Source organism: Amycolatopsis acidicola, from assembly GCF_007713735.2.
GTDB lineage: Bacteria > Actinomycetota > Actinomycetes > Mycobacteriales > Pseudonocardiaceae > Amycolatopsis_E > Amycolatopsis_E acidicola.
Map to the genome: position 1 here is coordinate 94,181 of NZ_VMNW02000004.1, position 25,300 is coordinate 119,480.

The window sequence follows — 25,300 nt, forward strand, 5'->3', positions numbered from 1 at the left end:
CCTCGGTACGTCGGGGCCAACGGAGGTGCCATGCTCGTCGGCAAGGTGACGGAGACGGTCCGCAGCGTGGAGGTGCTGTGGAAGTCGGGGATGATCCCGTTTCCGCGCATCGACGACGGGCTGCACGCGCTCTACGCCATGCGCCGGATCGGCCCCTTCGCCGCCTCCGCCCTGATCGCCGCCCGCAGGCACCCGAAGGACGTCGGCCTGGTCGACGAGCGCGGCCCGCTCACCTTCAAACAGCTCGACCTGCGGTCCAACGCGCTCGTGCGCGGGTGGCAGGGGCGCGGGGTCGGGCAGGGCACGGTCATCGCCGTGATGTGCCGCGACCACCGCAACCTGGTCGTCGCGATGTCGGCCGCGGGCAAGCTCGGCGCGCGGCTCCTGCTGATGAACACCGGCTTCAGCGCCCCGCAGCTCGCCGACGTGGCCGAGCGGGAGAAGGTCCGGGTGCTGGTCTACGACCAGGAGTTCACCGGCCTGCTCTCGAAGATCCCCGGGACCGTCGAGCGTTACCTGGCCTGGGTGGACGACGAGGACGCGCTGGCGGGACACGAAATCCCGGTGCTGGACGAGCTGATCGCCAGCAGCGACGACCGCCCGGTGCCGTACCCGTCCCGTCGCGGCGGGTTCGTCCTGCTGACCAGCGGCACCACCGGCACGCCGAAGGGTGCGCCGCGTGACCACACCTCGCTGATGTCCTCCGCGCAGTTCCTCGACCGCGTCCCGCTGCGCTCGGGCGAGGCCACTTTTCTTGGCGCGCCGATCTTCCACGGCACCGGCGTCTCGCAGTTCATCCTGTCCTACGCGCTGGGCAGCCGGGTGGTGATGCGCCGCCGCTTCGACCCGGAGGCCACCCTGCGCGGCGTGGAGGAGAACCGGTGCACGGCGCTGGTGCTCGTGCCGACGATGCTGCAGCGCATCGTCGACCTCGATCCCGAGGTGATCAGGCGCTACGACACCTCGTCCTTGCGGATCATCTTCGTCGCGGGCTCGGCCCTTTCCCCTGACCTCGGCAACCGCGCCACGGAGCTGTTCGGCGACGTGATCCACAACCTGTACGGCTCGACGGAGGTCGCCGTCGCGACCGTGGCCACGCCGGAGGACTGGCGCAAGGCGCCGGGCACCGTCGGCCGCCCGCCGGTCGGCTGCAAGGTCGCGTTGTACGACAAGGACGGCACCAAGATCACCCGGCCCGGCGTGACCGGGCGGGTGTTCGTCGGCAGCGGGCTGAGCTTCGAGGGCTACACCGACGGCAGGCACAAGGAGATCATCGACGGCCTGCTCTCCAGCGGCGACGTCGGCCATTTCGACGAGAACGGCCTGCTGTTCATCGACGGCAGGGACGACGAGATGATCGTTTCCGGCGGCGAGAACGTCTATCCCATCGAGGTGGAGAACCTCCTCGTGGAGCGGCCGGACGTGCTCGAGGCCGCGGTGATCGGCGTGCCGGACAAGGAGTTCGGGCAGCGGCTGAAGGCGTTCGTCGTGCGGGCCAAGGGTTCGGACCTGGACGAGGACGGCGTCCGCGCGTACGTGAAGGCGCACACCGCCCGCTACAAGGTGCCCCGCGATGTCGAGTTCGTCGACGAGCTGCCCCGCAATGCCACCGGGAAGGTGCTCCGCAACGAGCTCACCTGAGCCGTGCGAAAGGGATCGAACAGCGGAATTCACCCATTCACTCGAAAGAGTGAGCGGTGACTGAATCCGTGGCTCAGTGTGCCGAGGTTCCCCGGCAAAACCCCTGATCGCGGCTGTTCTGTCGAACGAAGACGATGCGGAAATCGCGGCCGAAAACCGTTGGGCGCTCGATTCCGACCGGTCGGCGCTGAAAGCCGGAATCACCGTGCCCCGCACACTCGCGTCGCGCCAGAATGCCGTCGAACGCGGTGGGGCGCGGCCTGCCCCGCTGCGCCCCGAGCCGCGGCCACCCCATGTCGCGGGCGATCACCCGGACCCATGCGGAGAGAGGTGGCTCCACCCATGACACCCGATCTGCCTTCGGACGCCGCCACTCCCGGATCGCGGTTGCCGGTGGTGCTGAACGAAAACTTCTTCGCCGAGGCCGAGCGGCTCACCCCGCCCTCGGTGCGGAAGCTGGTCGTCCCGCCGGCGCGGCTGGCCGTGCGGATGGGCAGGCGGCCGTGGGCGTGGCGGGTGGTGATCGCGATGGCCGCGGTCTCGATGGCGTTGTTCGCGGCCATCGGCGCGCTGTGGCTGACCGCGGTGTCGATCCTGGTGCTCATCGTCGCCAAGGTGCTCGACGACCTGTGCCGCACTCGCCGCTGACGTCAGTCCCAGGCGATGCCGAAGACGCCGGGCCCGAAGTCGAGCGCCACCGAGTGCACCCCGCCCGTCGTGTCGAGCTGGAGATCGCGCCGGTCCTCGCCGGCCTCCGGGCCGGTGCGCGTGTACTGCCAGCACCGCTGCGGCGTGCTGTCGAACCGGATCTCCAGCAGGTATTCCCGCACCGGGCGGCGGAATTCGCGGTAGTAGGTGTTCGCGCTGTCCGGGTACGGCGGGCCGCCGTTGGTCAGCGTGTACTCGATCAGCTGCGTCTCGCCGCGGTCGAGGGTCCGGTCGAACACCAGTTCCGCGGCGGTCAGCCCGTGCTTGGTGTCGATCTCCACCCGGCCCGTCCGGCAGTTGCGCAGCCCGTGCAGCCGGGGCGGCCCCGCCTCGGCGCCGCCGTGGTCGTACACCAGCAGCCACCGGTCCTGACCGTCCGCAGTGGACTGGAAGACCGCGCGCGCCGTCATCGCGCGCTGCCCGCCGCCGTCGGCGATTTCGCAGCAGTCGTGCAGGCTCATGAGGTTCAGCCGGTGCTGCTGTTCCAGCGCGTGCGGGGCGCCTACTTTCTCCAGTAGGGCCTGCAGCGCTTCGGCCGGGAAATTCACGGTGCCGGGTCCAGGGCGCCGACGCGAGGCGCCGCGCGGTTTGGGTGGAGGCAGGAGGCTGAGCAGTTCGCCTGGCGCGAGACCGAGGACATCTTCGAGAACACGCACCGCGGACAGCGAACTCCGCCGCTCCGGCTGGCGCTTCCCGGACTGCCAGTAGCTCAGGGCCGTGACACTGATCGGGATGCCGTTGGCCTGGAGCCGCGCCTGCAGCCTGTCGAGGCTGAGCCCGCTGCGGGCGATCGAGGCACGGAGAGCCTGGGAGAAAGCGGTGCCGTCCACTGCGGACAAGGATACTGCGTTGACCATGGCCGACCCGGCCGCCAGTCACGGCCACCCGTCTCGCGCGGTCCGCCGCCAGTTGATCAGGCCGGTCACCACTCGCCCATTTGGGTGAGTACTGGTAACTGTGAATCATTGCTCCCCTGGTTACCGGCGGGTTTGCATAGCTGTTGTCACCAGATCGTGTGGGGAGGACAGTCCATGGGGAACTCACGCAAGCTGTTCGCGATCGGCGCGGCCGCCGCGGCCATCGCCGGGGCGAGCACCGCCGTCGCGCAGGCCCAGGAGGGCCAGATCCGCGACGCCGGCACGGCCGGAGCTGTTACCGACAGCTACCTCGTCGTGCTGAAGGACACCGGCACCAACCGCGACTTCACGCCCAAGAGCGAGGTCAAGGCGGACATCCTCTCCGCGGCGCAGAACCTGGTCGGCAAGTACGGCGCCCAGCTGTCGAAGACCTTCTCCAGCGCGCTGCACGGCTTCTCGATCCACGCGGACGAGCAGGAGGCCAAGCGCCTCGCCGCGGACAGCAACGTCGCGTACGTGGTGCAGAACCACATCTTCCACGTCTCCGACACGCAGCAGAACCCGCCGTCCTGGGGCGAGGACCGGGTCGACCAGGCCGACCTGCCGCTCGACTCGTCGTACACCTACAGCACCAAGGCCGACAACGTCACCGCGTACGTGATCGACACCGGCGTCCGCTCGACGCACGAGACCTTCGGCGGCCGCGTCTCCGGTGGCAAGGACTTCATCGACAACGACGACGACCCCAACGACGAGAACGGCCACGGCACGCACGTCGCGGGCACCATCGGCGGCAGCGAGTACGGCCTCGCCAAGGGCGTGAAGATCGTCCCGGTGCGCGTGCTCGACGCCGACGGCAGCGGCACCACCGAGCAGGTCGTGTCCGGCATCGACTGGGTCGCCGACAACCACAGCGGCCCCTCCGTCGCCAACATGAGCCTCGGTGGCAGCCAGGACGACGCGCTCGACCAGGCCGTGTCCGGGGCGATCGCGAAGGGCGTCACCTTCGCCGTCGCGGCGGGCAACGAGGGCGCCGACGCCGACACCTCCTCGCCGGCCCGCGTGCCGGAGGCGATCACCGTCGCCGCCAGCGACAAGACGGACAAGCAGGCCAGCTTCTCCAACTACGGCAGCGTCGTGGACCTGTACGCGCCGGGCGTGGACATCACCTCGTCCTGGGGCACCGGGGACACCGCGACCAACACCATCAGCGGTACCTCGATGGCCACCCCGCACGTGACCGGCGCGGCCGCGCTGTACCTGGCCGACCACCCGGACGCCACGCCCGCGCAGGTTTCGGACGCGCTCACCTCGTCGGCGACGCCCGACAAGATCTCGAATGCGACCGAGGGCACTCCGAACAAGCTCCTTTTCACGGGCTCGGCGGGATAACCTGCGGGAATGGGTGCGATCTACCTGATCAGACACGGTCAGGCTTCCTTCGGTGAAGCGGACTACGACCGCCTGTCCGGGCTCGGTGTCGAGCAGGGCGCGGTGGTCGGAGCGGAGCTGTTGCGCCGCGGAGTCCGCTTCACCGAAGCGCGTTCCGGGTCGTTGGCCCGGCAGCGCAAGACGGCCGAGACGGTGCTCGACTGGCTGGGCACCGAAACCCCGGCCAAAGAAGACCCGCGCTGGAACGAGTACGACCACGTCGACGTGGTGGGACACCATGGCGGCGGCGTCCCGCAGAGCGCCATGGACTCGCGCAGCTACCAGACCGTGCTGGACAAGGCGCTCACGGACTGGGTCGGCGCGGGGGAGGACAGCCCTTGCGCGGAGACCTGGCCGGCGTTCCTCGGCCGGGTGCGCGGCGCGCTGGACGAGCTGGTTTCGGTGCTGCGCAAGGGAGAGAACGCGGTGGTGTTCACCTCCGGCGGCGTCATCGGGACGCTCGCCGGGGTGCTGCTCGGCACCCCGGAGGCCGGCCTGCTGAAGCTCAACCGCGTGACCGTGAACGCGGGCATCACGAAGCTGGTCACCGGCCGCGGCGGGGTGACCCTGTTGTCGTTCAACGAGCATCCGCACTTCGAGGGCGGTGCGGCCCGGTTGCTCACCTACCGCTGAAGCTTCCCGGACGTCCGGCTGGCCCGGGGGGCGCGAGCCGGCCGTCCGGGATTGTCCCTCCAGGACAAGGAAATACCGTGGCGCGCACCTTTCCTGCCATCCCCGGGAAAAGGTGCGCGCCGGGCGCGGTCGCCCGTGCGTCGTCGGCCGGGTACCCTCCTGGCGCATGACGACGGGCGTGGTGGCCGAGCCGGACAGCCCGGTCGGCGGCGGCTGGATCGCGCGGATTTCCCTGGCGGTGTTGGGTTTCTGGGTGGTCGTGCTCGCCCCGGTGCAGGTGCTGCTGCCCGTGCAGATCGAGCGGATCGACCCGGCGCACAAGGAATCCAGCCTCGCCCTGGTCACCGCGGCGGCCGCGATCGTCTCGGTATTGGCCGCCCCGCTCGCGGGCGCGTTCTCCGATCGCACCACGGCCCGGCTGGGGCGGCGGCAGCCGTGGATCCTCGGCGGCTCGCTCGTGTGCGCGGTGGTGCTGTGCGTGCAGGCGGCGCAGGGCAGCGTGCTCGGCGTCGCGCTGTGCTGGATGGTCGCGCAGGCGGCGCAGAACGCGATGTTCGCGGGCCTGACGGCCTCGGTGCCGGACCAGGTTCCGGTGCGGCAGCGAGGGGTGGTCTCGGGGTTCGTCGGGCTGACCGGGCCGCTCGGGCTGGTGCTCGGCGTGCTCCTGGTGACGCAGGTGGTGCCGGGGCAGACAGCGGGCTACGTGACGCTCGCGGTGCTGCTGGTGGTGCTCACGCTGCCCTTCCTGACCACAAAGGACACTCGGATAAGCGAGCGGGAGCCGTTGCGGCTCAAGCGGTTCTTCGCCGGATTCTGGATCAGCCCGCGCCGCTACCCGGATTTCGCCTGGGCCGCGATCTCCCGGCTGGCGATCCAGCTGGCGAACGCGATCGCCACCCTGTACCTGCTGTACTTCCTCCGCGACGCCGTGCATCTCGGGAAACCGGAGGACGGCGTGTTCGTGCTGACAGTCGTCTACACCGTGGGCATCCTGGTCACGAGTGTCCTTTCCGGACGGTGGTCGGATCGCAGCGGGCGGCGGAAGCCCTTTGTCGTCACCGCTTCGGCGGTGATCGCGGTGGCGATGCTCATTCTCGCGATCTGGCCGTCCTGGCCTGCCGCCATCGCCGCCGCGGCCGTGCTGGGCCTCGGCTTCGGCGTATACGCGGCGATCGACGCCGCCCTCATCACGCAGGTGCTGCCCAAGGCGACCGATCGCGGCAAGGACCTCGGCGTGCTGAACGTGGCGAACACGGCGTCGCAGGCGCTGGCGCCGTTGATCGCGGGCGGGCTGATTTCCTTGCTGCACAGCTACACCGTGCTGTACCTCGTCGCCGCGGCGATCGCACTCGCCGGAGCGGTGCTGGTGCTGCCTATCCGGTCGGTTCGCTGAGCACCGTCCGCACGTGCGGCCACACCGTGTCGAGATGGCTGCGCCAGGTGTCCCAGAAATGCGTGCCACCGGTGAAGTTCGTGGTCACCCGCACACCTTCCGCGCGCAGCCGCTCCGCGAACTCCTCATTGGCGGCGCGGGAGTTCCGCTCGATCCGCCCCATCCCGGGCACCGTCTCCTCGCCCGGCTGCTTCTTCCCGTCGCCCGCCGACAGGAACACCGGCGTGCCGCGCAGCTCCGCGGCGTGCAGGAACGGGTCGTTCGCCTCCCAGTTGGCGAAGTTCCGCCTGCGGGAGCCCCAGATCCGCCCCGGGAGCAGCCCCTCGCGGATCGACAGCAGCGCCAGCAGGCCGCCGATCCCGGGCCGCGTCAGGTGCACCAGCCCGCTCAACGACGCCACGGCACGGAACAGGCCGGGACGCCGGATCGCGTACCGCAGGGCGCCGAAACCGCCCATCGAGATGCCGAGCGCCATCCGCACGTCGGAGGCGCGGTAAGCGCTTTCCACGTGCGGCATCAGCTCGTCGAGGTGGAACCGTTCCCAGTGCGGCACGGTGCCTTGGCGGTCCGGCACCTGCCAATCGTGGTAGAAGCCGAGACGCCCGCCGTCGGGCATCACCACCAGGAAACCGGCGTCGGCCGTCCGCTCGACGATGTCCGTGTGCTTTGTCCAGCATTGGTTGTCGTCCGAGGAACCGTGCAGCAGGTACAGCACCGGGTACCGCAGTTCGGGCCGCCAGCCGCTCGGCGTCAAGATCGAAACCGAGACCTCGCGTCCCAGCGCCGGGGAGTGCAGGCGCAGCTCGCGGAGCCGTCCCTCGACCTGCTCGGCGAGCACCTTCACCGTGCCACGCCGAGCCTCGTACCGGCCAGGATCCCGTTGAGCCGCTTGCCGATCTCGTCCACGTGCGGCGGGTCGAGCAGCGACAGATGGTGCCCCGGCACCGACATCACATCCAGGTCCGGGCACACCTCGTCCCAGCCCCTGGCCTCGTCACGCCGGTCGAAGCGGTGGTCCCGCAGCCCGCCCGGCGTCTGCTCGGCGGCGCTGAAGAACGACACCGGGCCGTCGTAGCGGCGAGGCGTGTACCGTTCCAGCGAACGAGTGTCCAAAAGCGACGTTCGCTGGTGGTTCAGGATCGCGTCGCTGACCGCGCCGTTCACCAGCCCCTCGGCGCGCATGGTGTCCACGACGACCTGTACCTGGCCCTCGTCGTCCATCCTGGCCAGCAGCTGGTACGGCAGCTCGATCTTGCGCCCGTAGCTGGCTTCGAGGAAATCGCCGAACCGCTCGAAACGCAGTTCGGTCAACTCCACATCGGACAGTCCGGTTTCGTTCGGCAGCGGGATGATCGAGTCGATCAGCGCCAGCACTTCGACCTGCTCGCCCGCCGCGCGCAGCTGCTGCGCCATCTCGAACGCCAGGAACCCGCCGAAGGACCAGCCGGCCAGCCGGTACGGCCCGTGCGGTTGCACCTCCCGTAGCTCGGGCAGATACGCGCGCACCCTGTCCTCGACCGCGGAAATTCCTTCCAGGCGATCGAATCCGTACACCGGGACGGCCGGGTCGAGCAGCTGGGTGAGCTGCGCGTACACCCCCGTGTCGCCGCCTCCGGGGTGGAAGAAGAACAGCGGAGCCTTGCTGCCCTGTCCGCGCAGCACGCGCAGCGGCGAGCCGCCGTGTTCGTCCTCGCGCAGGTGCGCGGCCATCCGCTCGATGGTCGGATGCTCGAACAGCTCGGAGATCGTCAGCTCGCGGCCGCTGCGTTCGGTCAGCAGCGCGGTGACCCGCTCGGCGCGTTTACGATCACCGCCGACACCGTAGAAGTCCTGTGTCACCCCGACTTCCTCGCCCAGCACGTCCCGCCAGGCGCTCGCCACGAGCCGCTCGGCCGCGTCGCGTGGCCCGACCTTCGCCGGGGACACCGGCACACTGCCGCCGCCGACCCCCAGCTCGTCGAACAGCCACTGCTCCGTCTCCGCCACGCTCGCGCCGCGCAACAGCAACGAAACCGGCAGGGAGAGCTCGAAGTCGTGCTGCACGGCGTTGCGAATCCGCACCGCCAGCAGGGAATCGACGCCGAGCCCGGACAGCGGCGAGGTGACGTCGAGCCGCTCCTTGCTGAACCCGAGCACCGACGCGACCCGGGACCGCAGCTGCGCGGACGCCGTGGCCCGCGCCGCCTCCGGCTGGAGCTTGCGCAGCCGGGCGACGCCGGGCCAGTCGTCCGTGGCCGGCGCGTGGTCGCCGAGCAGCGAGCTGAAGAACGGGATCGTCGTCAGCTGGGGGAAAGCGGTGACCAGGCGCGGGATGTTGAGCCGGAGCGCGCCGACGTGCACGAGGTCACGGCCCATCGCGGCGGTCAGCACCTCGATGCCCTCGGCCGGGCGGATCGGGTGCAGCCACGGGATGTCCAGCGCGGCCGCCGCGCCGATCTCGGCCCACGTGCCCCAGGCGATCGACGTGGCGGGCAGGCCCTGCGCGCGCCGCATTTCCACGAGCGCGTCCAGGTAGGCGTTCCCTGCCGCGTACGAGGGCTGTCCGGGGGAGCCGTGCAGCGCGGCGGCGGAGGAGAAGCCGATCCACCAGTCCAGGTCGAGGTCACGGGTGGCCTCGTGCAGCCGCCAGGCGCCGTAAGCCTTGGGCAGCCAGGATTTGTGCAGGGTATCGGCGTCGAGCCGGGTGGTCGTCCTGTCGTCGAGCACCGCGGCGGCGTGGATGACCCCGCGCACGTTCGGACCGGCCGCTTCGATGAGCCTTTCGGCCACGCCCGGCTCGGCGATGTCGCCGAGCACGACCTCGATCCTGGTCCCGGTGATGGCCTCGATCGCTTCGCGCGCGGCGGGTTTCGGCTCGGACCGTCCATTGAGGACGATCTTGCCCGCGCCGCGCTCGGCGAGCCAGCCCGCCAGGAAAATCCCCAGCCCGCCGAGGCCGCCGGTGATCACGTACCCGCCGTCCGGGCGGACCACCGCCGGACCCGCGGCGGCTTCGGGGACCCAGTCGAGCCGGCGCGCGTGCCGGGTGCCCGAGCGCCAGGCCACCTCGTCCTCGGTGCCGGCGGCGACCTCCTGCCGCAGCGCGGCGGCGGCCTCTTCGGGCGTCCACAGTGGATCGAGATCGACGATGCCCGCGCGCAGTTCGGGGTGTTCACAGGCGAGCACCCGCACCAGACCGCGCAGCGAAGCGAAAGCGGGTTCGGCGACTTCGCCAGGACTGACCGAAAACGCGCCGGTGGTGACCAGCAGTAGGCGCGGCGGCCTGGCTTCGACCATCCGCCGCACCGCGTTCGCGACCGCCAGGACAGCACGCTCGGCGTCGGCGAGACTTCCGCGCCGGGGCAACACGAACAGCACCGTCTCGGCGCCGATCTCCGCGTCGTACCCGCCCTGCATGGCGCCGAGCGCCGCCGCGAGCGGGGTGGTCTGCTCGGAGAGCACGAGCAACGGGCCGGTGGGCTTGCCCCCGGCCCGAAGCGGGGTCGGGCGCCAGGCCGCTTCGAGGAGTTTTCCGGTCAGCGGCGCGGCGATCTCGTCGTGGCCCGCCGCGCGGACGAACACGTCGTTGATCTCCAGCAGCACCAGGCCCTGCTCGTCGACGAGGTGCAGTTCGCCGATCCAGCCGGCGCGATCCGGGTGCTCGATGGCCGACACGTGCACCAGCACGCCGCGCGCGGGATCACCGCCGCAGCGGACCGTGCCGTACTCGACGGGGATGCGCACCTCGGTGGCATCGGGGTCGAACAGCGCCGCGGCGAACACCTGCAGGCAGGACTCGACGAACGCCGGGTGCAGCCGCAGCCGCGAAAGCTTCGGCGCCGCCTCCGGCAGAGACACCTCGGCGACCGCGCGCAGCCGGTGGTCGCCCGCGCGCGTGCTGGCGCGCGCGTTGCGCATGCCGGAGAAGGCCGGGCCGTAGCTCAGGCCGAGCGAGGCGAGCTGGCTGTGCACGTCCGTGGTCGACACCGGGGCGAACTCGTCCTCGTCCACTTCGGACACACAGTCCTCGGCCCCGACCGGGTGCGCGGCCTCCGCCTCGGCCGTGGCGTGCAACTGCCACGTGCCGTCGGGCGCCTTGGTGTGCACGCGGATGCTGCCACGGCCGGGCTCGCCCGGGGTGAAAGTGGTGGTGACCGAGGTCTGCTCGCGCAGGGTCAGCGGCCGGTGCAGCGTGACGCCGCGCAGCGTGACCTGCTCTGTCTCGAACACCCTGTGCGCTGCCGCCGACGCCATTTCCAGGTACGCGGAGCTGGGCAGCACCGGGCGTCCGTCGAGGCGATGGTCGGCGAGCCACGGATGCGCGGCCGTGCCGAGTTCCGCCCGCCACAGGTGCTTTCCGTCGTCCGGCAGCTCGGCGTGCGTGCCCAGCAGCGGGTGTTCCCCGGCGGCGACGGGGGCCGGCGCCTGGAGCCAATGCCGGACGTGACGCCAGGGCGTTGTCGGCAGGTCGATGATTTTGCCCGTGCGTGGCGCGTCCGCCTGGCCCGCGAGTTCGAACGCCGCGAGCTGGCCGTGGAAATGCGCCGTCTCGTCCGGGCAGTTGCGCAGGCTGGACAGGACCAGCGCACCGGCGACGTTGTCGTGCAACGCGTGCCGCAGCACGGGATGCGGCGACAGCTCGACGAAAGTCCGGTAGCCGTCGTGCTTCGCGGCGTCCACGGCAGCGGAGAAACGCACCGGGTTCCGCAGGTTCTTGGCCCAGTACTCCGGATCGAAGGAGGGAACGCCGTCAAGCACCGTGCTGTAGAACGTGATCGAAGGCGGCTTCGCGCTCAGCCCGGCCAGTCCCTCGGCGAGCGTACCGGTGACCCCGTCGACGATCGGCGAGTGCGCGGCCACGTCGAGTTTGATCAGCTTCGCCAGCTTGCCGCGAGAGTCCACAACGGACACGACTCGGCGGACCTGCTCGGCGTTACCCGCGATCACCGTCTGGCCGGGGGAGGTGAGCACCGCGACGTCCACTTCGGACAGATTCGCGACCAGTGCGGCGGCCTCCTCGGCGCCGACTTCGAGCAACGCCATCGCGCCGTCGCCCGCCAGCGAAGCCAGCAGCCGCGAGCGCAACGCGACCACGCGGGCGCCGTCGGCCTCGGTGAGCGCGCCGGCGACGACGGCCGCGGCCACCTCGCCGAACGAATGCCCGATGACCGCGTCCGGCCGGACGCCGTGCTGCGCCCACAAATCGGCCAGCGCCAGCTGGATGCCGAACACGAGCGGCTGGACGTGGTCCATTGTGGACGCCTCGACCCCGGCTTCGAGATCGGCGCGCAAGGAGAACCCGGCTTCGGCCTTGATCAGCGGGTCGAGGCGGTCGATCGCGGCGGCGAAGACCGGCTCCTCGCCCAGCAGCCTTCGGCCCATTCCCGCCCACTGCGAACCGTGGCCGGAGAACACGAACACCGTCCCGGTGCCACTTTCGGACACGCCCGTGGGCTTGAGGTCGCGAAGCCCCTGGGCCAGCTCCTCGTGGCTGCGCGCCACCACGGCCGTCCGGCGGCGCCCGCCGAGCCTCCGCCGGAGCGTCGCGTCGATGTCGGCCAGTCGTCCGGCGCCGGTCCCGGCCCAGCTCGCCAGCTGCTCCGCGTACTCGTGCAGGCGCTCGTCGCTTTCGGCACCGAGGAGGAACCGGTGGATGCCATCCGGGGAATCCACAGTGGACTCGGAAGCAGCCTGGGAAAGCACGACGTGGGCGTTGGTGCCGCCGAAGCCGAAGCCGGAGACGCCCGCGATGGAGGGGCGCGCCTTCTCCGGCCACGGCGTCGGCCGGGCCGCGACCGCCAGCCCCAGGTCTTCGAACGGGATGTGCGGGTTCGGCGCGGTGTAGTTGATCGAAGCGGGGATCTCGCCGTGGCACAGGGCGAGCACGGTCTTGATCAGCCCGACGATGCCGGCCGCGGCCTCCAGGTGACCGAGGTTGGACTTGACCGAACCGATCAGCAGCGGGCGCTCCCGGCCGGCGCCGAGCACCGCGCCGAGCGCCCTGGCTTCGATCGGGTCGCCGAGCAGGGTGCCGGTGCCGTGCGCCTCGACGTAGTCCACATCGGACGGAGCGACTCCGGCCTGGCGGTACGCCGTGCGCAGCAGCGCCTGCTGCGCCTCCGAGTTCGGCGCGGTGAGCCCGTTCGAGCGGCCGTCGGAGTTCCCGGCGGAGCCGCGGATCAGCGCCAGCACGCGGTCGCCCGCCGCCTGCGCGTCGGACAGCCGCTTGAGCACGACGACGCCCGCGCCCTCCGCGCGCGCGATGCCGTCCGCGTCGGCGGAGAACGGTTTGCAGCGCCCGTCGGCCGAGCTGATGCCCATCTCGTCGAAGCTGGCCGTGACGCCGGGGCCGAGCAGCAGGTTCGCGCCGCCCACGAGCGCCACTTCGCTCTCGCCCGAGCGCAGGCTCTGCGCGGCGAGGTGCACGGCCGTGAGCGAGGACGAGCACGCGGTGTCGATCGCCATGCTCGGCCCGCGCAGGTCCAGCACGTAGGACAGCCTGTTCGCAGTTATCGAGAGCGCGGCGCCCGTGCCGACCCAAGGGTCCACAGCGGACAGATCGGCGATGGAACGGGCACCGTACTCGGTGCCGCTGACGCCGACGAAGACGCCTGTCTCGCTGCCGCGCAGCGACTCCGGCGGGATTCCGGCGTGTTCCAGCGCCTCCCACGCGACCTCGAGCAGCATCCGCTGCTGCGGGTCCATCCGCGCCGCTTCACGGGGCGCGATCCCGAAGAACTCCGCGTCGAAACCGGCGACGTCGTCGAGGAAGCCGCCCCAGCGGGTGGTGCCATCGGGCACGTCGCCGTACTCCGCCCAGCGTTCCGCCGGCACCTCGCTGATGGCGTGCCTGCCTTCGGTGAGCAGCTGCCAGAGCTGCTCCGGGCCGCGCACGCCGCCGGGCAGCCGGCAGCCGAGGCCGACCACGGCGATCGGATCGGACTCGTCGGCGGGCGATTCCGGCTTTTCGTCCACAGGGGACTCTTCGGTCAGCGCGGTGACGAGCCGTTCGATGGTGGGGTGGTCCCACAGCAGCGTGGTCGGCAGGGTGGTGTCGAGGAACTCTTCCAGCGCCCCGGAAATCTCCACGGCGTCGCGTGAGGACAGTCCGTACTCGTCGAGGGGGCGCGCCGGGTCGATCTCGTCCTCGTCGAGGAAGCAGGCTTCGGCCACCTGCCCGACGAGCCAGTCCCGCAGCTCGTCGGCGCCGGTCACGGTTCGTCCCAATGCTTCTGCTTCGTGGCGGCTCTCGCCACCTTGCCGCTCGATGTGCGCAGCACGCCGCCTGGCGGCACGAGCTTGAACCCGCGCAGTTTCACGTCGTGCGTGGCCGAGACCGCGCGCCGCACCGCGCGCGAGATCTCCTTTTCGTCCAGTTCGCCCTCGCCGGCCTTGCGGGAGTACTCCGCCACCACCGCGGCACCCTCCACACCGGACTCGTCGCGGATCGCGAACGCGGCGACGTGGTCGCGGCGGATCGCCGGATGCGCTTCCTGCACCGTGGCCTCGATGTCCTGCGGGTAGTGGTTCTTGCCGTCGATGATGATCAGGTCCTTGATCCGGCCGGTGATGTAGAGCAGGCCGTCGTGCACCAGGCCGAGATCACCGGTGCGCAGGAAGGTACCCGCCTCACCCGCGAGGGTGCCGCCGAAGGTCTCTTCGGTGCGCTCCGGCTGGCGCCAGTAGCCGGTCGCCACGTTCGGCCCGCTCACCCAGATTTCGCCGACCTCACCCTCGCCGCGCGGAGTGCACTCGATCGGGTGAACTATGTGGACGGTCTGACCGACCGGACGGCCCGCCGCGACAAGCCTCAGCTCGCCCGGCGTCCCCGGCTCCACCGTCACGCCCCTGTCCTCGGCCAGCGCGGCGCGGTCGAAGCTCGTGACGGTGGGGCCTTCTTCACCGGTGTTCGTGACGAACACGGTGGCTTCGGCGAGCCCGAACGACGGGCGGTGCGCCTCCGGCGCGAACCCGTACGGCCCGAAAGCCTCGGCGAACTCGGCGATCGTGGTGTCGCGCACCGGCTCGCTGCCGTTGATGACGACGCGCACGCCGGAGAGGTCCAGTCCCGCGCGCTCCTCTTCCTTCACCTTCTTGACCACGTAGTCGAAGGCGAAATTGGGCGCGGCCGAGAGGACATTTTGGACATTCGACATCTGCCGCAGCCAGCGGACGGGCCGCATGATGAAGCTGAACGGCGTCATGAACACCGAGCGCCCGCCGGAGAAGAGCGGCTCGGCCAGCAGCTGGACCAGTCCCATGTCGTGGAAGAACGGGATCCAGCCGGCGAACGTCCAGCTCTCGTCGAGCCCGAACCCGGCCTTGGCCTGCCAGGCGTTCGCGGTGATCCCGCGGTGCGTGATCACCGCCCCGGCCGGGTCCCTGGTGGAGCCCGAGGTGTACTGCAGGTACGCCGGATCGTCGAGATCCACTTGCGGCGCCTGGAAATCCTCCGCCTGAGGGAGTTCGTCCACCGCGATGATCTGCTTCGGCATCGGCACCGGGTTCTGCTCCGCGAGCGCGCGCACGTCCTCCAGCGCGCCGCGTGACGTAAGCCACACCTCGGCCGCGCAGTCCGCGAGTACATTCACCAGCCGCCCGCCGTGCTGGCTCACCTCGGGCGCAAACAGCGGCACCGCAACACATCCCGCGTGTAACGCGCCGAGGAAGGCTGTCACATAGGTGAGATCCTGCGGTGCCAGAACGGCAACACGCGCGCCACGCGCCGTCACGCGGCTCAGCTCGGCGGCGACCGAATTCACCCGCGCGGCGAGTTCCGCCCAGGTCAGCGTGTGCTCGGTGCCGTCACGATCCGTTGCATAGTCGAGAAAGGTGAAGGCGGGGCGAGTGGACTCCGCGCGCTCGAACAGATAGGTGGTCAACGGCCGGAGCCCGGCCGGAACCGCCGTCTGACCCGGACGGCGCTCTACCAGCGACATCTGCTTTTCACCCACACAATGAGTAGTTGGAGCCTGCGGTGCTCACGACACGGAACTGCTCGTGGGAGCGTCGGGCGCCGTTGCCGTAGAAGCCTTGTTGCACCGGGGAAACCATCGGCGTAACCCCGGCGACAGCGTCCGTGAGGCTAGTGCGCTCACGCGATCGGCTGACGAGCGGGCCTTACGGTAGCCAGGCTGGCAACAGCGCGCAAGGTGTTCTCACGCTCTGTCTCGCAACCGTGGAGATCTGGCCACATACCTCGTGCGAGCGAGCGCTGAACGGTCAGGAAAGTGACAAATATTCGACTGGGGTGGAAGGTGCGCGGGGGCAGCCTAGCCCAGCCCGCCGTGAGTCTTGTATAAAGCCTTGTCATGCTTGGCCGGATGAAATCCGCACCAGGAACGACCGGGCGGCCGTGGCCGACACTGCTCGCCGCGGTGCTCGGCGGCGCGATGGTCGGCCTCGACGGCACCGTCACCACCATCGCGGCGCCCTACATCGCGAAATCCGTCGGCGCTTCGCTCGGTCAGCTGGAATTGATCGCGAACGCGTATCTCGTCGCGCTGGCGATCGTTCTCCTGCCGGCGGGGAGACTGGCCGACCGCTTCGGGCGCCGCCGCACGTTCGTGCTCGGCGTCGGCCTGTTCGGTGCCGCGTCGCTGGCGCTCGCCCTGTCGCACAGCGTGTGGGCGCTCGTGATTTTCCGTACCGTGCAGGGAATCGCGGGCGCGCTGCTGCAGCCGTCCGCGCTCGCCGTGCTGCGCAACGCTTTCCCGGTCGAGAAACTGGGGCTGCCGCTGGGCGTCTGGGGCGGGGCGAACGCGCTCGCCATCGGGCTCGGCCCGGTGATCGGCGGCGTCATCGTGCAGAGCCTGGACTGGCCCGCGGTGTTCGCGCTGAACGTTCCGGTAGCGGTGATCACCATCGCGCTGACGTACTTCGCGGTCGCCGAATCCCGTGGGCCCGCGAAGCGGACGAAGGGCGTCGTCCGGGGGCTGCTGGCGAAAAGGCCGGTCTGGCTGGGCGCGACGATGGTGGCCGTCAGTTCCTTCGGTGTGTTCGGCCTGCTGTTCCTGCTGACGCTGTACCTGCAGAACGTGCACGGCATGCCGCCGGTCACCGCGGGCGCGTGGATGCTCGCGCCCACCTGCGTCGTGGTGCTCGCCGCGCCGGTCGGCGGCCTGCTGGCGCAGCGGTTCGGGCCGCGCTGGCCGGTTTCCGGCGGCCTGGCACTGGTCGCGGCGGGGCTCACCAGCCTCACACTGCTCGACGTCGATTCCACTTTCACCGATCTGCTCTACCCGGGCGCCCTTGTCGGCGCCGGCACGGGACTGTGCACGATCGCGGCCACCGAAGCGATCATCGGCGCGGTGCCGGACGAAGCCGCGGGCACCGCGTCGGCCCTGCAGCAGATCGCTTCCCAGCTCGGCGGGGTGCTCGGCGTCGCGGGCGTCGGAATTGTCATGTCGTGGCAGATTTCCTCGTCGCTGCCCGCGCGCATCGAACAAGCCCGGCTGCCGGAGACGTTCGGTCAGCACGTGGAGTCGGGCCGGGATTTCCTTGCGCAGGGCCTGGTTCCGCCCGGATTCGACGAGGGCAGCGTCGGCTCGGCCGTGGCGCACGCCGTTTCCGTGCTGAGCAAACTCACCTTCCTCGACGGGATGGGGGCCGCGCTGCTCGTCGCGGCGTGTGTGAGCCTGCTGGGCGCCGGCGCGGCATTGTTCCTGCGGCGGCCCGCTGCCTCGGCGGCTCCGGAGGTTCCGGCCGCCGAGCCAGCTTCCCCGGCCACCAGATGAACCGGCCGGTGTCCACGGCCAGCGCGGGCACCAGCAGCGAGCGCACGATGAAGGTGTCCAGCAGCACCCCGAACGCGACCAGGAAAGCGATCTGCGCCAGGAACAACACCGGGATCACCGACAGCGCGGCGAACGTCGCGGCCAGTACGACGCCGGCCGACGTGATGACCCCGCCGGTCACCTTCAGCGCGGTCAGCGTGCCGGTGGCGGTGCCGGCCCGCTCGGCCTCTTCCCTGGCCCTGGTCATCAGGAAGATGTTGTAGTCGATCCCCAGCGCGACCAGGAACACGAAGGCGTACAAGGGAATCGCGGGATCGGCGCCGGGGAAGTGGAAGACGTGGTCGAACATGATCGCGCCCACGCCGAGCGTGGCGCCGAACGAGAGCACCACGGTGGCCATCAGCAGCACCGGCGCCACCAGCGAACGCAGCAGCAGCGCGAGGATCACGAAGATCGCGACCAGCACGATGGGAATGATCGTGTCGCGGTCACGGGTCGCCGCGGCGAGCAGATCCTCCTGCTGCGCCGTCTGCCCGCCCACTTTGGCGTCCGCGCCCGGGATCGCGTGCAGGGTGTCCCGCAGCTTCCCGACCACCGACAACGCCTCGGCCGAGTCCGCCGGATCCCGCAAAGTGGCTGAGATTTCCACCTTTCCGTCGACGGTCTTGACCCGGTCGCCGTCCATTGTGGGCGCGGCGACCACGACCCCGCTGGTGCCCGTGGTGGCCGCGAGGACCTGCGGCAGCGAAGTGGCGTTCGCGGTGATCACGGCCGGGCTGCCGGTGCCGCCGGGGAAGTGCGCGGCGAGCACGTGCTGCCCGGTGACCGCCTCGACCTCGTTGAGGAACAAGGCTTCCTGTGAGGTCCCGCTCGCCGACAGCCCGCCGATGTTCGCGAATCCGGCGGCCAGCACGAGCGTCGTCACGATCCACGTCCATCGGGGCTTTCCGCGGACCAGCGAGGCGATGCCGTCGAAGATCCCGTGCGAGGCGCGGCGGTGTTTCACCGGCACCGGTTTCGACGGCCAGAAAGCCGCGCGGCCCAGCAGCACCAGCGCCGCGGGCAGGAAGGTCAGCGAGGCCAGCAGCGCGCCGGCGATACCGATCGACGCGACCGGCCCCAGGCTGCGGTTCGACGTGAGCTCGCTGAACAACAGGCACAGCATCCCCAGGATCACGGTGCCACCGGACGCGCCGACCGGCTCCAGCGAGGCCCGCCACGCGATCTTCATGGCGTCCCAGGAACTCTTGGTGCGCAGCAGTTCTTCCCGGTATCGGGCGACGAGCAGCAGCGCGTAGTCGGTGGCCGCGCCGAACACCAGGATCAGCAGGATGCCCTGGGTCTGCCCGTTCAGCGTCAGCACACCCTGGCGGGTGAGCCAGTAGATCAGCGCGGCCGCCGAACCCAGCGCCAGCCCGGCCGAAATCAGCACCACCAACGGCAGCAGGGGACTCCGGTACACCAGCACCAGGATCAGCGCGACGACCCCGGCCGTGACGAGCAGCAGCATCCCGTCGATCCCGCCGAACACCTCGGCGAAGTCCGCGTTGTACCCGCCTGGCCCCGTCGCGTACGCCCGCAGGCCGTCGGGCAGCCCGGTGTGGAGCGTCTGCCGGATCTGCTTGACGTCTTCGCCCGCACGGAACGGGTCCTGACCCGAAATCGGCAGGATCACCTGCGCCGCCTGGCCGTCCCCGGCCGGGATCGGTGGCGTGGCCTGCCCGTCCAGGCCCGGCGCGTGCGCGAGCTCCGCCGCCTTCGCCGCGATGGCCGCGGAATCGGCCTGCGTGAGCCCGCCGTCACGGGCGAACACGATCACCGTGGGCAGCAACTTGTTCTGCGCGAACTTCTCCTGCAGCTGCTGCACCGCGGTGGATTCGGCGCCGCCGGGCAGGAACGACGCGGAGTCGTTGCTCGTGACCTCGCTCAGCTTTCCCAGGAACGGCAACGTGAGGAAACCGAGGACCAGCCAGGCGGCCACGAGCAGCGCGGGCAGCAGCCGACGACGCAGGCGGCCCTGGGGCGGGCCGAGGTCGAGCGTGCCCGAGAAACTCTGCTTCTCCTGCTCCATGATCGCGTTTCGCCGTCGCTGGGGTACCGGGACGGCAGAAACCCTCTCACATCCGGCGTGGGATTCCGGCTCAGCCGGGAGTGCTCGCGGCCTTTTCGACCGTCGGGAACACATCGGTGATGAGGGTCACCAGAGATTTGTGGAGCAGAGTGTGCACCTGGTCGCGGTTGAGCTCACCGCGGTGCAGCCATTCGCGTCCGGCCGTCTTCACCATGCCGGCGAAGGAGCGGACGAAGGCGTTGAGTTCGTCCCATCCGGGTTCGTCGCGCGGGACGTCGAAGGCGTCGAGGAGGCGGTCGGCGGACTTCCGCTCCGCCTCGAACAGGATCTGCTCGACCTCGGCGTCGTGGCCGATGCCCTCGGAGGTGGCGACCAGCCACATCTTGCCCTGGCTGAGCACCATGTCGAGGAACCAGCCGACGGCGACGTCGGCCCGGTCGGACACCGAGCCCTGCGGGCTGGGCAGTTCGAGCGCGGGCAGCGTGACCGCCCGGCGGATGACCGCGAGGTAGAGCTCCCGTTTGGTGCCGAAGTAGTGGTTGATCAGACCACGTGCCACCCCGGCCTTCGCGGCAATGTCCGAAGTGGACACATCAGCGTAGGGGCGTTCGCCGAACAGGCGCGCGGCGCGGACGAAGATCTGCTCCCTGCGCTCGTCGGGCTCGAGTCTTCGCCAGCGGGGTTCGGAGGCCGTAGTCATGCCGGACATGTTGGCACGGAAGAGCAGTTCCCTGCTTCGTTTTACGACACCCTGTGCACACTGTCAGTCGATCGGACGCATCCGGTTTCCCGCGCACGTGCATCTGCTCGTTCCGCGAGAACCTTTTTCCGCCGGATGGCCGAATTTCGTTCAGCGAAGCGGAGGAACCCGCTCGAGGCGAAAGGTCTGGGCCAATCCGGGTGCAAACCGGTCAGCGTCGGCGGCGCGGTTTCGCCGTGCTTTCCCGAAGTACGACCTCGCCCGAGAGCCGGCGCACGCGACTGCGCCCGCCCCGTGTACCCGTGAGCGCGAGTTCCATCGCCTGCGCGCCCAATTCTTCCAGCGGCAGCGCGACAGTGGTGAGTGCCGGCGCCAAATCGCTCGCGAGGGGGATGTCGTCGAAGCCCGCGACGGAAATGTTTTCCGGCACCGCGCGACCCGCCTCGCGCAACGCCGTCATCGCGCCGAGCGCCATCAGATCGGTCACAGCGAACACACAGGTTGCCTTGTGCTTCGCCGCGAGCAGCTCGTTCGCCGCCGCGTACCCGCCGTCGCGGTCGAAGGAGGACTCGAACACATCGCGTTCGGACAGCGCTATCCCGGCTTCGGCGAGGCCCTCCTCGAACCCGCCCAGCCTGTCCAGCACCGTGGTCAGGTTCAGGGGGCCCGCCAGCACGGCGAACCGCCGATGCCCCTGTTCGACCAGCGCCGCCGCAAGCGCTTTCGCGCCCGCCCTGTTCTCCGGCTGCGCGGAGTCGGCCTTGAGGTTGCGATGCCTGCCCACGACGGCGACCTGCCCGCCGCCGCGCCGGTACGGCTCCAGCTCGGTCGTCATCGCGCGCGCCCACTCCTTGTCCTCGTAACCGGAGCCGACGAGGAGGATCGCCGAAGCGCGCTGCGCCCGCAGCATCGAGACGTACTCCAGCTCGCGCTCCCGGTCGCGGAACGTGTTCGCCAGCATGACGAGCAGGCCGTTGCGATCGGCCTCGCGCAGCACGCCGCGCGCCACCGCGGCGCAGTACGGGTCGGTGATGTCGTGGCAGACCACGCCGACCGTGCGCCGGGACGAACCCGCCAGCGCCTGCGCGTGGACGTTCGGCGTGTAGTCCAGGTTGGTGGCCGCGGAGAGCACGCGTTCACGCAGGTCCTCGCGGACGTTGGTGGTGCCGTTGAGCACACGGGACGCGGTGGCCAGCGAGACACTGGCCACCTGTGCGACCTCTTCGAGCGTCACGTGCGACCTGGTGTCCATGCTTCCTCCCACGCCTTGGTGCCGTCCCGAGATTCTAGATCGACTTCCGCGTGTTTTGCCTGGTCAGATGCACTCGATCGGGTTGAGATCCGAGCGAGGGTGAACTCGGTCGCCGTAGCGCCGCCGGCCCCGGCGTGACGGTGGCCGCGAACGGCAGTGGCCGTCACGTCTGCCGGGTGAACCCCGGCCTAGGCTGGGCGCTATGAGTGGACATTTCGACGTGGTGGTGCTGGGCGCGGGCCCCGGCGGGTATGTCGCGGCGGTCCGGGCCGCGCAGCTGGGGTTGCGGACGGCCGTGATCGAGGAGAAGTACTGGGGAGGCGTCTGCCTGAACGTCGGCTGCATCCCGTCGAAGGCGCTGCTGCGCAACGCGGAGCTGGCGCACCTGGTGACGAAGGAAGCCCGCACCTTCGGCATCACGTCCGATTCGGAGATCCGCTTCGACTACGGCGCGGCGTTCGACCGCAGCCGGTCGGTCGCGGACGGCCGGGTCAAGGGCGTGCACTTCCTGATGAAGAAGAACAAGATCACCGAGTACACCGGGCGCGGCACCTTCACCGACGCCAACACGATCCAGGTGCGGACGGAGAACGGCACCGAGACCGTCACCTTCGACAACTGCATCATCGCCGCGGGCGCGACCACGAAGCTGCTGCCGGGCACGTCGCTGAGCGAGCGCGTGGTGACCTACGAGGAGCAGATCCTCACCCGTGACCTGCCGGGCAGCATCATCATCGCCGGCGCTGGCGCAATCGGCGTCGAGTTCGCCTACGTGCTGCACAACTACGGCGTCGACGTGACCATCGTCGAGTTCCTGGACCGGATGGTGCCGCTGGAGGACGCCGAGGTGTCCAAGGAGCTGGCGAAGCGGTACAAGAAACTGGGCATCACCGTGCACACCGGCACCCGCGTCGACAGCATCGACGACAGCGGCGCCAAGGTGAAGGTCACGGTCACCGCGAACGGCGAGCAGAAGACCCTCGAGGCCGACAAGGTCCTGCAGGCCATCGGCTTCCAGCCGCGGGTCGAGGGCTACGGGCTGGAGAACACCGGTGTCGAGCTGACCGCGCGCAAGGCCATCGCAGTGGACGGGCGCGGCCGGACGAACGTGCCGCACATCTACGCGATCGGCGACGTGACCGCGAAGCTGATGCTGGCGCACGCGGCGGAGTCCATGGGCATCGTGGCGGCCGAGACCATCGGCGGCGCGGAGACCATGGAACTGGACTTCCCGATGATCCCGCGTGCCACCTTCTGCCAGCCGCAGATCGCGAGCTTCGGGCTGACCGAGGAGCAGGCGCGTGAGCAGGGCTACGACGTCCAGGTGGCGAAGTTCCCGTTCACCGCCAACGGCAAGGCGCAGGGGCTGGCGGACCCCGGCGGGTTCGTGAAGATCCTCTCCGACGCCAAGTACGGCGAGCTGCTCGGCGCGCATCTGATCGGGCCGGACGTCACCGAGCTGCTGCCGGAGCTGACCCTGGCGCAGCAGTGGGACCTGACCGTGCACGAGGTCGCGCGCAACGTGCACGCGCACCCGACGCTGGGTGAGGCCGTCAAGGAAGCGATCCACGGGCTCGCCGGGCACATGATCAACATGTGATCCTGGGGTTCGTGCTGCCCCCGCGGTTCTCGCAGGCCGCGGGGGCTTTCCTTTTCACGGGAGGTTCGAGAATGCCGGTGGCGGTGGTGACCGGGGCGGGATCCGGTCTGGGCAGGGTGATCACGAGGGCGTTGCTCGGCAAGGGCTACCAGGTGGCGCTGGCCGGACGGCGGCGCGACGCGCTGGAGGAGACGGCCGCGGACGCCGACGGCGAGGCGCTGGTCGTGCCCACGGATGTCGCCGACGAAGACCAGGTGTCGGCGCTGTTCGAGGCGGTCTCCCGGCGTTGGGGCCGGCTCGACCTGCTGGTGAACAATGCCGGAACTTTCGGCCCACCGGGTGAGCTGGACGAGCTGAGCGTGACGGACTGGCGCCGCACCGTCGACACCAACCTCACCGGCGCCTTCCTGTGCGCGCGGCAAGCCGTCCGGCTGATGAAAACCCAACAGCCGCAGGGTGGCCGCATCATCAACAACGGCTCCGTGTCCGCGCACAGCCCGCGGCCCGGCAGCGCGGCGTACACCGCGACCAAACACGCGATCGCCGGGCTGACCAAGTCGATCTCGCTGGACGGCAGGCCGTACGACATCGCCTGCGGGCAGCTCGACATCGGCAACGCCGCCACCGAAATGACCGCGGGAATCAGCCGCGGCGCACGGCAGGCCGACGGCAGTTCCCGGCCCGAACCCACCTTCGATCCGGCGCACGTCGCGACCGCCGTGCTCTACATGGCGGAATTGCCGTTGTCGGCGAATGTGCAATTCATGACCATCGCCGCCACGAAAATGCCGTTCATCGGCAGGGGATGACGCCCAGGGACGGTTTTCCCGCCCCGGGACGAGCTGGCGGAAAAGCCGCGCTCAGTACCAGTGGCTGCGGCCAGCGACCTTGGTCCCGGTGCGTCCGACCAGCGCCAATATCGCCCCGATCACCACAAGCGCGATACCGATCGACCACACGATGGAAATCCCGGTCAGAAAACCGACAATGAGCAGGATGACGCCCAGCACGATCATTTCGTTCAGCTCCTTCGGGTAACCGGCACCGCGCGTCGAAGAAGAACCGCGGCGAGCACCCGGCCGATGGGGACTTTCGTGACGGTGAATACCCGGAAAACGAGTTCACCAAACCGGATAAGAGCGTTCAAGGCCATTCGCGGCCGCCGCCGGAACCGGCCGTCCCGGTGTTCCGCCCCGGCCGGCACGGCGCACAGGTAGAATCGGTGCCATGCACAGCACGCCCATGCCCTCCCGCGACACCCGTTCCAGGGTGATCGGCGGCGTGCTGAGACCTTGCGGCTGACCGCCGACATCACCCTTTCGGGCTAGCTTGACTGCTCTCTGTTGACGAGACCGTTGCGCCGTTCGCGACGGCCCACGAATCCTGCACATATCACGAACAAGCAGGTCAACCAGGGTGAAACGTTGAGCACGTGTCCGACGATAGGAAGAATGCGCTGGTTAAACTGAGGGCCCATGGTGACCCTCGGTGGTCACCGGCGCCGAGCGCCCTCGTAGCTCAGCAGGACAGAGCAGGAGCCTTCTAATCTCCGGGTCGCAGGTTCGAATCCTGCCGGGGGCACGCGAACCTTGGGTGGACCCTGCCCGCCGAAAGCGCGGGCCTCGGCGGTTCATTGTTTTTTGTTTTGGGGGTGCGACCCCCAAACCCCGCCCGGGGAGGTCCCCGGACCCCCATCGTGCGGGGCGGGTGGGAGTGTGGCGACCGGTCCATCCCACGGAGCGATTAGGGAGCGTAGCGACCGGTCGTGGAGTGGGGCGCGTAGCGACGTAGGAGCGTAGTGGCCGGGGTGACGGGGCACCTTGTCAACCTAACGGCGGCGGGAAAACCCGCGCCGCGACGGCGCGACGACCGCCTCTGGACCGCCCGCGGCCAAACACCTTGATGCCCATGGCGGACGAGTTGTCGACGCCGTCACTGGCGGGCGACCGGGGCGGAACCCGCTCGGGTTGCGGCTGCCCGGTGGATTCGACGGCGTGCTGGCGGAGTGGTCCCGCCGAGGGCCCGTCGCCTACCTCGATGTCGATTCCTTCGGTGGCGTCGTTCTGCAGGCAACAGCGGTTTGGGACCGCGGCAGGCTCGCACTCGGTCTCCTCATGGAGCGGATAGTGGGCCTGCCTGGGCGGGAGGCTCCGGTCCCGCAGGCGCTCGCACGTCTTGGCGTCGTGCCTGAGGACGGGTTGGACGCCTTCGAAACCGTTGGGCTTGGGCGGCATCGCAGCCTCGAAGGGTGGCTGACGGAACCCCCAAGGTCGTGAGGCGGGAAGCGGCTTGCTGCCGG

General features: G+C 69.9%; 15 protein-coding genes, 1 tRNA gene and 1 pseudogene. 9 read left to right on the plus strand and 8 right to left on the minus strand.

The features are described from left to right. The first annotated feature begins 30 nt into the window (after window positions 1–30). Window positions 31–1,641, plus strand: coding sequence for an acyl-CoA synthetase (locus FPZ12_RS04665; RefSeq protein ID WP_144745700.1), 1,611 nt, complete (start codon window positions 31–33; stop codon window positions 1,639–1,641). A gap of 342 nt (window positions 1,642–1,983) precedes the next feature. Then, window positions 1,984–2,289: a hypothetical protein gene (locus FPZ12_RS04670; RefSeq protein ID WP_144745701.1), complete on the plus strand. Its 306-nt coding sequence runs from the start codon at window positions 1,984–1,986 to the stop codon at window positions 2,287–2,289. 2 nt (window positions 2,290–2,291) lie between these two features. Here FPZ12_RS04670 and FPZ12_RS04675 read toward each other — a convergent pair whose 3' ends face one another. After that, on the minus strand, window positions 2,292–3,206 hold the full coding sequence (locus FPZ12_RS04675; RefSeq protein WP_144745702.1) for a hypothetical protein: 915 nt from the start codon (window positions 3,204–3,206) through the stop codon (window positions 2,292–2,294). 174 nt (window positions 3,207–3,380) lie between these two features. Here FPZ12_RS04675 and FPZ12_RS04680 point away from each other — a divergent pair, with 174 nt between their 5' ends. The 3 genes from FPZ12_RS04680 (at window position 3,381) to FPZ12_RS04690 (ending at window position 6,663) form a co-directional block, all read left to right on the plus strand. Then, complete coding sequence (locus FPZ12_RS04680) at window positions 3,381–4,598, plus strand: S8 family peptidase (RefSeq protein ID WP_144745703.1); 1,218 nt, start codon at window positions 3,381–3,383, stop codon at window positions 4,596–4,598. A gap of 9 nt (window positions 4,599–4,607) precedes the next feature. Continuing rightward, window positions 4,608–5,270 (plus strand): histidine phosphatase family protein, encoded by a 663-nt coding sequence (locus FPZ12_RS04685; protein WP_144745704.1) that lies wholly within the window; start codon window positions 4,608–4,610, stop codon window positions 5,268–5,270. Window positions 5,271–5,436: 166 nt separating this feature from the next. After that, window positions 5,437–6,663, plus strand: a complete 1,227-nt coding sequence (locus FPZ12_RS04690; RefSeq protein ID WP_144745705.1) for an MFS transporter — start codon at window positions 5,437–5,439, stop codon at window positions 6,661–6,663. Here the strand turns inward: FPZ12_RS04690 and FPZ12_RS04695 are convergent. From FPZ12_RS04695 to FPZ12_RS04705, 3 genes are read right to left on the minus strand one after another with little or no spacing between them, the layout of a single operon-like run. After that, entirely contained in the window at window positions 6,644–7,507 is an 864-nt protein-coding gene (locus FPZ12_RS04695) for an alpha/beta hydrolase (RefSeq protein WP_166462571.1), read from the minus strand. The two genes, FPZ12_RS04690 and FPZ12_RS04695, sit on opposite strands and share 20 nt — an antisense overlap. Beyond that, complete coding sequence (locus tag FPZ12_RS04700) at window positions 7,504–13,869, minus strand: type I polyketide synthase (RefSeq protein WP_243769669.1); 6,366 nt, start codon at window positions 13,867–13,869, stop codon at window positions 7,504–7,506. Before FPZ12_RS04700 ends, FPZ12_RS04695 begins: the two co-directional genes overlap by 4 nt. Further along, window positions 13,854–15,581: a fatty acyl-AMP ligase gene (locus tag FPZ12_RS04705; RefSeq protein ID WP_144745707.1), complete on the minus strand. Its 1,728-nt coding sequence runs from the start codon at window positions 15,579–15,581 to the stop codon at window positions 13,854–13,856. The genes FPZ12_RS04700 and FPZ12_RS04705 overlap by 16 nt, the downstream gene beginning before the upstream one ends. Window positions 15,582–15,965: 384 nt before the next feature. On the opposite strand from FPZ12_RS04705, the pseudogene FPZ12_RS04710 reads away from it, so the two are divergent. Next, window positions 15,966–17,012, plus strand: a pseudogene (locus FPZ12_RS04710) (MFS transporter); the annotation flags it as partial. A 214-nt stretch (window positions 17,013–17,226) separates the two neighbouring features. Here the strand turns inward: FPZ12_RS04710 and FPZ12_RS04715 are convergent. The 3 genes from FPZ12_RS04715 to FPZ12_RS04725 form a co-directional block, all read right to left on the minus strand. Continuing rightward, window positions 17,227–19,449 carry an MMPL family transporter gene (locus FPZ12_RS04715; RefSeq protein ID WP_243769670.1) on the minus strand — a complete coding sequence of 741 codons (2,223 nt, stop codon included), beginning with the start codon at window positions 19,447–19,449 and terminating at the stop codon, window positions 17,227–17,229. Window positions 19,450–19,519: 70 nt separating this feature from the next. Next, window positions 19,520–20,149 (minus strand): TetR/AcrR family transcriptional regulator, encoded by a 630-nt coding sequence (locus FPZ12_RS04720; RefSeq protein ID WP_144745709.1) that lies wholly within the window; start codon window positions 20,147–20,149, stop codon window positions 19,520–19,522. A 211-nt stretch (window positions 20,150–20,360) separates the two neighbouring features. Further along, window positions 20,361–21,401 (minus strand): LacI family DNA-binding transcriptional regulator, encoded by a 1,041-nt coding sequence (locus FPZ12_RS04725; RefSeq protein ID WP_144745710.1) that lies wholly within the window; start codon window positions 21,399–21,401, stop codon window positions 20,361–20,363. Between the two features lie 202 nt (window positions 21,402–21,603). On the opposite strand from FPZ12_RS04725, the gene lpdA reads away from it, so the two are divergent. Beyond that, window positions 21,604–23,001 carry a dihydrolipoyl dehydrogenase gene (gene lpdA, locus FPZ12_RS04730; protein WP_144745711.1) on the plus strand — a complete coding sequence of 466 codons (1,398 nt, stop codon included), beginning with the start codon at window positions 21,604–21,606 and terminating at the stop codon, window positions 22,999–23,001. 71 nt (window positions 23,002–23,072) lie between these two features. Further along, a complete protein-coding gene (locus FPZ12_RS04735; RefSeq protein WP_144745712.1) occupies window positions 23,073–23,810 on the plus strand; it encodes an SDR family oxidoreductase in 738 nt (245 codons plus the stop codon). A gap of 51 nt (window positions 23,811–23,861) precedes the next feature. On the opposite strand, the gene FPZ12_RS45460 is transcribed toward FPZ12_RS04735, so the two are convergent. Then, a complete protein-coding gene (locus FPZ12_RS45460) occupies window positions 23,862–24,017 on the minus strand; it encodes a DUF6131 family protein (RefSeq protein WP_166462572.1) in 156 nt (51 codons plus the stop codon). Window positions 24,018–24,508: 491 nt separating this feature from the next. Between FPZ12_RS45460 and FPZ12_RS04740 the strand changes: the two genes are divergently transcribed. Beyond that, window positions 24,509–24,582, plus strand: a tRNA-Arg gene (locus FPZ12_RS04740). Window positions 24,583–25,300: the final 718 nt, after the last annotated feature.

Excerpts from the sequence above, each read along its gene's own strand:
- FPZ12_RS04705 (WP_144745707.1), bottom strand. The coding sequence starts at position 15,581 with ATGTCGCTGGTAGAGCGCCGTCCGGGTCAGACGGCGGTTCCGGCCGGG.
- FPZ12_RS04675 (WP_144745702.1), bottom strand. The coding sequence starts at position 3,206 with ATGGTCAACGCAGTATCCTTGTCCGCAGTGGACGGCACCGCTTTCTCC.
- FPZ12_RS04725 (WP_144745710.1), bottom strand. The coding sequence starts at position 21,401 with ATGGACACCAGGTCGCACGTGACGCTCGAAGAGGTCGCACAGGTGGCC.
- FPZ12_RS04690 (WP_144745705.1), top strand. The coding sequence starts at position 5,437 with ATGACGACGGGCGTGGTGGCCGAGCCGGACAGCCCGGTCGGCGGCGGC.
- FPZ12_RS45460 (WP_166462572.1), bottom strand. The coding sequence starts at position 24,017 with ATGATCGTGCTGGGCGTCATCCTGCTCATTGTCGGTTTTCTGACCGGG.
- FPZ12_RS04715 (WP_243769670.1), bottom strand. The coding sequence starts at position 19,449 with ATGGAGCAGGAGAAGCAGAGTTTCTCGGGCACGCTCGACCTCGGCCCG.
- FPZ12_RS04665 (WP_144745700.1), top strand. The coding sequence starts at position 31 with ATGCTCGTCGGCAAGGTGACGGAGACGGTCCGCAGCGTGGAGGTGCTG.
- FPZ12_RS04680 (WP_144745703.1), top strand. The coding sequence starts at position 3,381 with ATGGGGAACTCACGCAAGCTGTTCGCGATCGGCGCGGCCGCCGCGGCC.
- lpdA (WP_144745711.1), top strand. The coding sequence starts at position 21,604 with ATGAGTGGACATTTCGACGTGGTGGTGCTGGGCGCGGGCCCCGGCGGG.
- FPZ12_RS04670 (WP_144745701.1), top strand. The coding sequence starts at position 1,984 with ATGACACCCGATCTGCCTTCGGACGCCGCCACTCCCGGATCGCGGTTG.
- FPZ12_RS04720 (WP_144745709.1), bottom strand. The coding sequence starts at position 20,149 with ATGACTACGGCCTCCGAACCCCGCTGGCGAAGACTCGAGCCCGACGAG.
- FPZ12_RS04685 (WP_144745704.1), top strand. The coding sequence starts at position 4,608 with ATGGGTGCGATCTACCTGATCAGACACGGTCAGGCTTCCTTCGGTGAA.
- FPZ12_RS04735 (WP_144745712.1), top strand. The coding sequence starts at position 23,073 with ATGCCGGTGGCGGTGGTGACCGGGGCGGGATCCGGTCTGGGCAGGGTG.